Source organism: bacterium (assembly GCA_026416715.1).
GTDB lineage: Bacteria > UBP4 > UBA4092 > JAOAEQ01 > JAOAEQ01 > JAOAEQ01.
The window spans coordinates 1-11473 of record JAOAEQ010000012.1 but is presented as its reverse complement, the minus strand read 5'-3'; the positions used below and the strand labels follow the sequence as shown (position 1 = coordinate 11473).

The 11473-nt window shown below is 38.3% G+C and carries 12 protein-coding genes and 1 riboswitch; all 12 genes read right to left on the bottom strand.

All coding sequences use genetic code 11. The annotated features are described in order from the left end of the window. Positions 1-25: 25 nt before the first annotated feature. Positions 26-1132, bottom strand: coding sequence for a discoidin domain-containing protein (locus N3A72_06420; GenBank protein MCX7919231.1), 1107 nt, complete (start codon positions 1130-1132; stop codon positions 26-28). Positions 1133-1365: 233 nt separating this feature from the next. After that, complete coding sequence (locus N3A72_06415; protein ID MCX7919230.1) at positions 1366-2520, bottom strand: cation:proton antiporter; 1155 nt, start codon at positions 2518-2520, stop codon at positions 1366-1368. Positions 2521-2589: 69 nt separating this feature from the next. Next, entirely contained in the window at positions 2590-3003 is a 414-nt protein-coding gene (locus N3A72_06410) for a hypothetical protein (protein MCX7919229.1), read from the bottom strand. 21 nt (positions 3004-3024) lie between these two features. Beyond that, the gene (locus tag N3A72_06405; protein ID MCX7919228.1) at positions 3025-3420 is read right to left on the bottom strand and encodes a tetratricopeptide repeat protein; all 396 of its coding nucleotides are present in this window, start codon (positions 3418-3420) and stop codon (positions 3025-3027) included. 253 nt (positions 3421-3673) lie between these two features. Beyond that, complete coding sequence (locus tag N3A72_06400) at positions 3674-4582, bottom strand: DUF6062 family protein (protein MCX7919227.1); 909 nt, start codon at positions 4580-4582, stop codon at positions 3674-3676. A gap of 20 nt (positions 4583-4602) precedes the next feature. Beyond that, entirely contained in the window at positions 4603-5070 is a 468-nt protein-coding gene (locus N3A72_06395) for a HEAT repeat domain-containing protein (protein ID MCX7919226.1), read from the bottom strand. After that, positions 5064-6881 carry a dynamin family protein gene (locus N3A72_06390; protein MCX7919225.1) on the bottom strand — a complete coding sequence of 606 codons (1818 nt, stop codon included), beginning with the start codon at positions 6879-6881 and terminating at the stop codon, positions 5064-5066. The genes N3A72_06395 and N3A72_06390 overlap by 7 nt, the downstream gene beginning before the upstream one ends. A 90-nt stretch (positions 6882-6971) precedes the next feature. After that, positions 6972-7044: riboswitch (Fluoride riboswitch) on the bottom strand. 33 nt (positions 7045-7077) lie between these two features. After that, positions 7078-7893, bottom strand: a complete 816-nt coding sequence (locus tag N3A72_06385) for a BPL-N domain-containing protein (GenBank protein MCX7919224.1) — start codon at positions 7891-7893, stop codon at positions 7078-7080. A 120-nt stretch (positions 7894-8013) separates the two neighbouring features. Then, complete coding sequence (nifU, locus tag N3A72_06380) at positions 8014-8430, bottom strand: Fe-S cluster assembly scaffold protein NifU (GenBank protein ID MCX7919223.1); 417 nt, start codon at positions 8428-8430, stop codon at positions 8014-8016. A 155-nt stretch (positions 8431-8585) separates the two neighbouring features. Further along, a complete protein-coding gene (nifS, locus tag N3A72_06375; protein MCX7919222.1) occupies positions 8586-9824 on the bottom strand; it encodes a cysteine desulfurase NifS in 1239 nt (412 codons plus the stop codon). A 59-nt stretch (positions 9825-9883) separates the two neighbouring features. Beyond that, complete coding sequence (locus N3A72_06370) at positions 9884-10348, bottom strand: Rrf2 family transcriptional regulator (protein ID MCX7919221.1); 465 nt, start codon at positions 10346-10348, stop codon at positions 9884-9886. A 63-nt stretch (positions 10349-10411) separates the two neighbouring features. Further along, entirely contained in the window at positions 10412-11059 is a 648-nt protein-coding gene (gene cysE, locus N3A72_06365) for a serine O-acetyltransferase (protein MCX7919220.1), read from the bottom strand. Positions 11060-11473 lie beyond the last annotated feature (414 nt).

Genomic DNA, 11473 nt, shown 5'->3' with positions numbered 1-11473 from the left:
TTAACATCTCCTTATAATGTATGGATTATGCAGCATACTCATTTTTCCCAGACTGCATTTTCGCTAAATTTTTGCAATAGACCAACTTCGATTTTGCTTCGGTCGAGTCCGGTTTTAACCCTTGTGCTTGATAGAATGCCTGCGCTGCATCTTCATATCGTCCTTCTTCCATTGCCTTTAATCCGGCATTAAAATATGCTTGAAATTCTGCCTCGACCGCTTTTTGTTTTTCTAATTTTTTTCGTTCTTCTTCTTGTTTCTTTAATAATCGAGCTTGTTCAGCGGCTTGTTTTTGTTGTGCCTGTTTTTTGGTAGTGTATTTTGCCATAATCCACCGGAATAGAGCGCTGAGAATAATGATGCCAACCAATCCAGCTATACCAAGAGCACCATAGGTTAAATAGGCGATCCAATTATTTCCCGCAGTACCAGAAATATTAGGATTTCTAGCAGTTGAAGCTACTTGAGCTTTCGGTTGTGTATATGGTTTAGCGCTGGTTTTGTTTTGTTGTACTATCGGTTTTATTTCAGCTGGAGCCGCCGATACATTGCTGCTGCTTGGAGTAGCCGCTTGTACCGATGAGATGAGATTGAAGTTCGTTCCTGCAAGTTTTTTACCCCAGAACTCGATTTCAGCAATCCGTGTAAAATTATCTTCTCGACCAAAATAATTTGGTTTAAGAATATGAAGACGAACGAACCGAGTTCGAACTGGTAGAGGGAAAATACATTCGTTGATATTTTCTGGGGAAAGATTATGGACAGTATGAATTATTTCCCATGGTCCATCCAGATTTTGCGCTATTTCAATGTTGAACTCTTGTGTATTTAGCATTCCGGAAAGATTAGCGGCAGCAGCATGTCGGATAGTATATCGCGTTAGTTCGACGAGACCGTTAAAATCGAAAATAAGCCAATGTTCACCCCAGTGGCTATGCAGAATTCCACAGCTCCAATACGTAGCTACATTACCGTCAGTAATCCGTTCCGGTGTCTGGGAAGCAATATAATATCCACAGCTTATCAGTTTCGCTGATTTGGCTAAATCTATTTCATCCGCAGAGCTTAGAGGAATAAATAAAAATGAAAATAATATAAGAATAAAATGATAGGCAACTCTATGTTTCACCACTGCTCAACTACGTGCTCCTCAGTAGTAAAATAATAAAGGAAAAAGAGAAAATATTTTATCTTATTATGCTAATTCTGTCAAAACTTTTTTCAATTATATTTTCCATTTAAAATTGAGGGAAAGTGGAATTGCGTCAAGGCAATAAGGTATAGGCATGCTTTTTCTCCGGTTCCTGTCTAGAACCTGTAACAAACCGATAAGCGGTATATTGAAAAAGGACGTAATGGTTTCGTTTATTCCGTTCCGTTCTCTAACTCAACCAAATCTTCTTCATCAATCGGCATAAACCACTTTTGCGCAACAAAAGTCGGGATAACCGCACTAGCGATAACCACTCCAACCAAAACGGAATATTGCACTTGATTAATTAATCCGGCATTAAGCCCGAACACGCTCGCAATCGTCCCGAAAGTCAACCCTGTGCTCATTAATAAGGTGGTATACATACTTCCATTAGGAATATATTTTTTTGCTAGAAAATAGACACCTAAAAATTTCGTTCCAATTTTCAGGATAAAGAGTATCATAAATAATCCTAGCGAAGTTAAAATGAGCGGATAAGAAACACGTAATCCGCCGACAATGAAAAAGATCGGTGTGATAATCGCATAGGCAACAGTTCGGAGTCGGTTTCTCACCACTTTCGTTTCCGAAGTTTCAGTGAAATGTTTCGACATTAACATTCCTAGAACGAACGCAGGAAGTACCGCATGCCCTTCACCCAAATTAGCGAAATACATAAAGCAAAGTAGGAGAACAAAGATATATTTTATTTCCGGTTCAATAACCTTATTTTTCAATTTCGGATTATCGAATACCCAATGCGAAAATTTTTCTGCGATATAGATTACATTTACTGATACGGAAAGAAAAATGAGCGTATATAAGGTTGGCTTAACAAACAGAACGCTTAAAAAAAGCGCTGTACCCATATCGGTAACGAAAGTAGCTGCCATAATCAATTTGCCGATTTCGGTTTTCGATAATCCAGTTTCTACCAGAACAGAATACACCACCGCTAATGAAGTTGTAGATAACGCAGTTCCTGCGATTAACGATGCGGTTAAACTCCATTTAGCTACCAAATAGGTATAAAGGAATGCTCCAAGGAACGGTAATAAAAATGAAAAGAAACCAATTAGGAAACTTGCTTTAAAATTTTCTTTCATTAACCGAATATCAATTTCCGTTCCTGCCAGGTAGGTCAATAGAATCCCACCGAACCCAGCTAAATAAAGCATCCATTCTTCTGGTTTGAGTCCAAACGCTCCGGCAATTGACCCTAATATAATCTCGATTATTGCTACCGATAAACCGATTCGTAACGAAATTAAACTAGATAAGAAAATTATCGCTCCTATAACTAGTGGAATATAGTCAGCATGCATAAATTAGGGAAATTCTCCTTTTCTTGATTTTAAAATTATTTACTAAACCACCTAAATTTTTAATGCTTCTTAATGAATAATCGGATAAATATCATTCATGATTAACCGGATAATTCTATCAATATGTGGATCCAGCGTATTACGGAGAATCGGCTCAACTTTCCCATAACCACGCAATTTATCAGATTTTATATCTTCAAGGTTTTCCCAATCGATACCTAGTATACCTCGCAGTTTATTTCTGATATCTTCCTGCGCTACTTCCAAGTGGAAAGTATCTTTAACCATTTTAATTTCTTCCCGAATCTGGCGAACAGCTTTCCCAATAATTTTGCTTTGTTCTTCAGGAATCGTTTGATGGATGCGATAGAGGATACCTACATGACCTTTTTCGCGGAGTAACCGATCAATTTCATCCAATGATTTTTCTAATAATAATAAAGTGACCCGAACCGACCGCTTTTGATTTTCATTTAACGACATATTACCTATACTTCCTTCCATTCAAGGGATTATGTACCAAAAATGATTATATAACGTCTTCGTTTCGCTATCATGCGGGTCTAATTTTAAAACTTCATGAAAATAATTTTTTGCTTTATCAATATCTTCTTTTAAAAGGTACGTTATTCCAAGATTAAAATAAGCATTACTACACTTCGGGTCTAACGTAACCGTATGTTTCCAATAGGTAATAGCGCTATCAAAAGCGCCGGACTCAAATACCATTACGCCATTTTTGAAATACCATTTTGCTGAATGGGCTACCGGAAGTCCATTTACCGAGGGTTCAGAGGGTAAAAAGTAAGCGATACATTCAGCCAGTTTATCTAATAAACCTGATTTGCGACCATAGTTACGGCGTATCATATTTTTTAATTCAATCGCTTGCTCAATCATATTAGGTAACCTAAGTTCGTATTATGAAAGCGTATTCAACTTTCCGGTAATCTCCGTTAGGGGAAAACATATTTTTACAGGTTGGACATTGAAGCATTAGTGTTTGGTATCGTTTCTCTTTAACAATTTTTGATTCGAGAATAATATGGCAATAAGGACAATTGCATACCCATCTACCCTGCTGACCTTAAAAAAAATAAAACGCTTCAAACTCCATCGCTTTCGAAAAGTTAAATCAATTGAATTCTTCTGCCTATCTTTCATCTGAATGGTTTTTATCCTGTTGTGTTATCTGACCAGGTAGCGAATCTGTTTTACTTTCTATTGATTTTAATCGCGCGAGTTCTTTTTTCTGGCGTTCAATAATTCGTGATAGTTGTTCTATCGTTAACTGGAGTTGTTCTGCTTTTTCTTTCATTCTAGGGTGAACTTGAAACTCTTTCCAGCTCATTCCGACAAAATGGTTAATAGTCCGTAGCCAGGCGGTTCGTTCACCTTCTGTAAATTGTTCTTTCGTATACCGATAATCGTGTTTGCGGATAAACTCGGCTAATTCCGTTTGTAAAGTGGTGAGAATAGAAATTTCTTTTTCTCCTAAAATATCGAACGCATGTTTATCTGGTTCCAGAGTAAGTGCGAGTGTAAAATGCGGATAACATAATCCGTTCGAATTGCGATAAGCGGCAGTGAATTCTGGTTCAGTAAGATGTTTAATTAATAAATTTAGATAAGATTGCTCGACATCTACAAGATGTTTACACACCGGACATTCATTGCTATTCATACCATTGCCTTTGATTTTGCGATATCCCTTTATAACATTTGCCGGAAAATTATTTTTCTTCCATGCTTTTCTTTGCGCTAGTAAATTTATTTCTTTAGCGAGTTGCTGAATCAGGTCGTGATAAATAATGGTAGCGCCTAAAGCATCCCCACATTGACTTAATTGCCACGCATGCGATTGACAATATCCTTTCGCTTTTCGAATTCGTTCCCGAAGCTGAGGATCATTGACTCCTTCATAGAGAAATGCGTCGAAATAATCCCAGCTACTTTTATTCAGAATAAAACATATTGGACAGAATTCGGTTTTTAGCGCATCAAGTAGTTTGAAATAAGTAAAATGATGTTCGATATTTGTATGTTTATGTTGACGAGCCATACATTTATAAGTTATTGACTTTACGGTATCTGCAGTAATGCTAGGTGTGCCTTAACTCTAATTTTCTCATTATTGCTGGTTTGACACTGCTGCAAAATTTCTCGTGACCGATGTCCCCCGATACTCCGCAAAGCTTGTATTATTTCCAAACGAACGTTTAGAAAGCTAGTAGCAAGTAGCTGTTCTAACGTTTCGATTGCTGAAGTATCACCAATTTGCCCTAACGCATTTACTACCGCAGATAAAATATACGGGTCGGTACATGTTTTTGCTAATTCTAATAAGGGTTTCACCGCTTGTTTTTCTTGCCGTTGTCCGAGGATGAATGCAGCTCGAAGTGGTGTGGTCGGTTCCGGATGATGTAACGCTGATATCAGTTTATCAACAAAACTCTCTTCAGAAATAGAGAATAACCGTGCGCCACAATTCCTGCAATTTGATTCATGATATTGGTTTTCCGTCCAGCATTCAAAACAATAAACTACCATAATGTAACATCTCTCGTTTCATTCGATTTTCCTAAATCCTTTATTTCATTCTGTAGAGGTAACAATTGTTGTCTGATTTCTTGGAGTCGAGCTAAAGACCTGTCAAGGTTACCGAGGATACTTTGCAAGGTTTCTTCTGTTTCAGATTTCATTTGCGAGCCACGATTTAATGCTAAATGAATATGTTGAATGATATCATTGATTTTGCTATCCAAACTATAGAGAAATTCCCGATAACTTTTATCCACCCGTTGAACGAAATCCCATCGAACTCGACCACAGTTCCGGTCAACTAATTCCGGGATTTTTTTCTTCATTTCATTTAGCACCATTCGCTGCGCAAATCGTTTCGGTAAAACGGTGCTAAAAGTAGTTAAATCTAAATCTAAAAAGACCGGAATATCTTCTAATAGATAATAAAATCCAGCCTGTGAAGATAACGGTTCAACTTGAGGTAATTCGGTGAGCTTAAGTTCAAATAAATCTGTGCAAAGCTGCATAATTCGTGAAATAATCTCATTAGCGCGATTCGTAAATCGAGATGAAATCTGTCGATATATTTGACTGATTTTACGCTCTTCCGCTGCCCGCCAAACATCAAAGCGCGTAACAAGAAAAGTATGTAAAAAAGATTCCATTTCACTAACCAGCTTTTTACCGGAAAAAGTTGTTATTTTTTGATTAAACGCAGCGGTTATTGCTTGTTCTAATTCCGGTATTTCTTTATCTTGAAACGCAGCTAAATCGGTTTCTACAATCTTGGTTAATTTCCCGATTTCCCCTCGAAGAAGATAGCCCATATCTTCTTTTTCTTGCTGAACGGTCTCAAGTAACCGATGCAATTCATGAATCTTAGTTTCTAATTCTGCGACCGGAGTGGTAATCGCTTTCTTTTCCAGTTCAATAGCGAGATGCATTTGAGTTATCAGCGTTACACTCTTTTGAACCGCAGACTGCAGAATAATTCGCCCTTTTTCTTGCATTAAGAATTGACTGATAACCCGCTGAAATTCAGGTAACCGACTCGCTCGATACTGAATATCATCCTGATGTAGTTTTCCGTCTAGAGCTAACTTCGCAGATATTGGATAAATAGCAATAGTTTCTTTTGCTAATTGTTCTCGAATAACGCGTTGCGTAAACTGTAACGCTTCTTCTTGTTCTTTTTTACGTACATAGTCAATTTTATTCAATAAAATAAATACCGCATTTACATCTTGGTAAACATCATTTAAAAAAGTTAATTCACTTTGGCTGATTGGCGGGTCAACTGAAAGTAAAAATATCGCGGCATCTATTTTGGGCAAGAAACTATACGTAGTATCCGTATTGTTTTTATATACCGACCCGACTCCGGGCGTATCAATAAGTAATACACCATCTTTAAGAAAATCAGACGGATAATTCACTTCAACATGTTTGACATTTTTTTGGTTTTTTGGATTTCCATGTTCGGTAACATATAACGGTAACTCTGATAACGGGATTGTGGTTCTACTATTATCATTAAATAAAACCTCAACTTTCAATGATTCACCATATTGAATTATTGTTATAATTGAAGTTAGCGGGATAATCGCAGTGGGAAGCAATTCCTCACCTAATAGCGCATTAATTAACGTCGTTTTTCCTCGTTTAAATTGACCGAGTACTGCTAGATAAAATCGGTTTGTATTTAGTTTTTGTTGAATTGAATCCAACTCAGTTACAATTCCGGTATAACTATAAGGTTGTGCAAGTTCTTTCAGCGTGTTTAAATACAGTAAAATTTGAGTTTTAATTTTGGAATAACTATCAAGAAATGTTACCATCGAAACCACCGTACCGTGGTGAAAATAAAAACGCTTCTATCCGATAATCTTCGGTAGAAGCGATATAAACAAAAAAACCCCTACCGAAGTTTTTCAGTAGGGGTTATCAATCCCAATTTAATTTCGGGGATATTTAATGGCGAACCCCATCGCCTATATCTATTATAGCAAAATAACCAGTTCCATTACAACAAAATTATTGTTTAAATATGTCGTTTCCGAAAACCGATTGGAATGTTATCGGTTCATTTTGATTTTTTACTGGTTTTGCTACCCAGCGGATAGCACGAACCAGCATTGGTTCCAATCCAGGAGTCAGCTCCGGATGCGGACTGAATGCAACCAATTTGCCTTTTCCGAAGTATGATGCGATAATCGCATCTTTTCCAAACATCATATTCGCTGGTGCACCTGCTTTATGCATATCGGTTTGGAATGTAGCCAGCGAAACATAATTCGGTAGGTAGGGGTCATTTGCCGGAACGAATATCGGTCCATTTTCAAAATGTATCTGGAATTCAAAATGTTCTTTCCGACCATCAGATGCTGAATGGCAGGTTATAGTCTGAACTCCGCGATCCCAATTATCTAAATCATAGAGCTCAGCGTTTATCAGTTCGATATCCCGGGTATTCTCATTCCATCCTTTGGCAACTAGATAGCCGCCAGCGCATATTGCCACGATTCCTTTCCCGTTAGCGATAAACTTGATTATCGCTTGCCGTCCTTCTGGTTTTAATGATTCCGCTTGGCCAGACCCACTTCCACCAGGAAGTAAAAGAACATCATATTCCGCTAGGTTTCCATTGACAATATCTGTTTGTTTAATGGGAGCAATCACCATATCGTTTTCTCGCCGAACAATATCCAGACTTTTCTTAACACATTTCGCTAGGGTACCTTCATCTGCATAAATCGCAACCTTTATTATTGATGATTTTCCCTCAACATGAGAAGCCATGAAACCAAAGATAGCAAAACTAACTGTCAACATCAAACCTGATTTATCCATGTTATTCTCCGAGAAAATAATTATATACGCTGGATGGTTAAAGTCAAATCTCTAATTTCAAATCCCAATTAATCTCCAATGTCAAATAACCAAAGCTCGAAGTCATTATTTATTATTTTATTAATGTTGATGCGGGTCTTTCGGCCGAGCAAATCCTTGCGGTAACGGTTCGCCTTTTTTCTTATAGTAATCTTCAATAGCGGATTTTAATGCATCTTCCGCGAGAACAGAACAATGCATTTTTACTGGTGGAAGACCATCCAGCGCTTCAGCTACCGCACGATTCGAGATTTTTAACGCTTCTTCGATAGTTTTCCCTTTAACCATTTCGGTAACCATCGAACTAGTCGCTATTGCGGCTCCACATCCGAACGTCTGGAATTTTGCATCGGTAACAATTCCGTTCTCAACTTTAATATACAATTTCATAATATCACCACACGTCGGGTTACCGACGGTGCCGATTCCGTCGGCATTCGGTATTTCACCAACATTCCTCGGATTGCGGAAATGTTCCATAACTTTTTCACTATACATAATATACCTCCAATACAAATCTCGTTAAATTGTTAAATAAAAAATGTCTAATGTCAAAATAACTAAAGAACAGAGAAACAAAAGAAATACACCTTGTAGGTGACATCAATTCTTCAGTTCTTCAGTTCTTACGTTAATATTTGTTTGGTATTGGATTAAGAGGGTTCCGGTTGTTTCGGTCCCGGGGATGCGTAGCATTTATCACCTTCACGAGAATCCTTTTCGGTATATGTTCCTTGCGCAAGTGGTGACATTTGTCGCATACGGGTAACCACTCGTTCTAATACTTCAACTACATAATCCATTTCCGCTTCGGTATTCCCACGACCGAGACTAAACCGAATCGACCCTTGCGCATCCGCATGTGAGATGCCCATAGCGGTTAATACGTGCGATGGTTCTAATGATCCGGAGGTACAAGCTGAGCCGGTAGAAACCGCTATCCCTTCTAAATCTAATCCGAGTACAATTGCTTCCCCTTCAACATACTTGAATCCGATATTGATTGTTCCGGGAAGACGTCGGGTTGGATGCCCATTCAGTCGAATATCCGGTATCCGGGATTTAATTGCTTGATATAATCGAGTCGCTAAACAGGATAACCGCAGTAAATCGCGTTCCATTTCTTCCATTGCGATATCGCAGGCTACACCAAGTCCGACTATCCCAGCAACATTTTCTGTTCCTGCACGGAGATTTCTTTCATGATGTCCGCCATGAATTAGCGGTTGTAGTTTTACTCCTTTACGAACATATAATGCACCGACTCCTTTCGGACCATACAGTTTATGTGCGGATAAGGATAATAAATCGATATTCATTTCATTCACATTAATCGAAAGCTTACCGAGCGTTTGTACCGCATCGGTATGAAATAAAACATTATGTTCTTTCGCAATTTTTCCAAACGCTTCAATCGGCTGGATCGTTCCTGTTTCATTATTCGCATGCATGATGGTTATCAGAATAGTTTTCGCTGTGATCGCTTTTTGTAAATCATCCGGATTAACTAGTCCATATTGGTCAACGGGGAGATAAGTAACCGTAAATCCTTGCTTTTCTAGAAACTTGCACGCATTCAGAACAGCATGATGTTCAATGGCACTGGTAATAATATGATTCCCTTTATTTTGATACGCATACGCTACCCCTTTAATCGCAAGATTATCAGCTTCCGTTCCGCCGCTAGTGAAAATTATTTCTTCCGGTTTATTTGCACCGAGAATTTTCCGAACCGATTCCCGCGCAGTATCCATAGCGGCATGCGCTTCTCGTCCAAAACTATGAACACTACTAGCGTTTCCATAATAATCAATAAAATAAGGTAGCATTTTGCCGAGTACACGCGGATGCATCGGCGTGGTTGCGTTATGGTCTAAATATATTCTGTTCATACCATCTCTCCTTTTCCCCAGTTGCTGGATTCGTTAAAGTATCGTAATACTAAATTTCTTTAGATATTAAAAACGTAATTATGTTTAATTTTCTTTTTTCCCTCTAATGCTAGCGATTCTTCTTTTAAATCTTTTAAGGTTATCGAATCGAGCACTTCCGACATTTTATCTCCTAATTTTTTCCATAGAAGTCGCATTGCGCATTTTGCGAGTTTATCACATTGTTTTGCATCTACAGTAGGTAAAACGCAATACACCGGGGCAATTGGACCCTCTAATACTCGAATAATATCCCCAATTGTAATTTGGTCAGGCGGTTTATTTAACTGATATCCACCACCAGGACCGCGGGTTCCTTTAACCAACCCAGCGCGTTTTAATTTACTTAATAATTGCTCAAGATAGGTTACGGAAATATTTTGCCGTTCTGAAATATCCTTCGCCGTAACCGAACTTACCTCACCATATATTGAAATATCAAGCATTGCCGTTAGCCCATACCGTCCACGAGTCGACATTCGCATACGAAACTTTTTGCCCTCCTAGTTAATAACCCTTTAGGGTTAGATACTGCTTCGTACGAAATTCTATTTTTTACTTTCTAATTCCGCAACTCGTTTTTCAAGCAATTCGATTTTTTTCTGCAACTCTTCAAAATGTTCCCATTCCGGGTCAGGTAAATCGCCATGCGCTAACATTTCTTCCGGGGTTAATCGTTTTCCATCGCGAGCAACGATTTTTCCGGGAACACCAACTACCGTGCAATTATCCGGTACCGATTTTAATACCACTGACCCTGCGCCGATTTTAACATTATTCCCGATAGTTATATTTCCGAGAATCCTTGCTCCACAGCCGACCACGATATTATTCAGTAAGGTTGGATGCCGTTTCCCTTTTTCTTTTCCGGTACCACCTAGTGTTACCCCTTGATATAGAAGAACATCATCACCAATTTCAGCGGTTTCACCAATAACGACTCCAGATCCATGGTCAATAAAAAACCGTCTTCCGATTTTTGCTCCTGGGTGAATTTCAATTCCCGTAATAAAACGTGCGAATTCTGAAATTAAACGAGAACATATAATACAATTCTTCTTATAGAGCCAATGGGCAATTCGGTGCAGCCAAACCGCATGTAAGCCCGGATAGCAGAGGAGTACTTCCAGGATATTTTTCGCTGCCGGGTCGCGTTCAAAAATCGAATTGATATCTTCCTTTATCTGTTTAAACATAGTCGATAATCCCCTCCTTACCCTATCTATCATACAACAATTGACTAATTTTGTCAAGAATTATTTCGGGTTAGCAGATATGAGTAAAAAAATGATAAATTCACCATTTTTCGCTTGACATTATTTTTTTTATTTTGCTATATTCAAGGCAAGATGAATAAGATAAAATCTATTTTTATTGAGGAAATGAATAAAAAAAGATTTGTTAAGTACCAAATATTAAGCACAAGTATTACCATCGGTATGAATCTATGATACTCTGTGGTTAAGGAGGATTTGAACTATGAAGCAAGGAATTGCTGGTGTATTAGGTGCAGTAGTTTTCGCCATTATGTATTGTAGCTCTCTGGTTCTGGGGCAACCGGTGAGCGACAATGACTTATGGCAACAGATACAGTATTATGCGAATCCGAG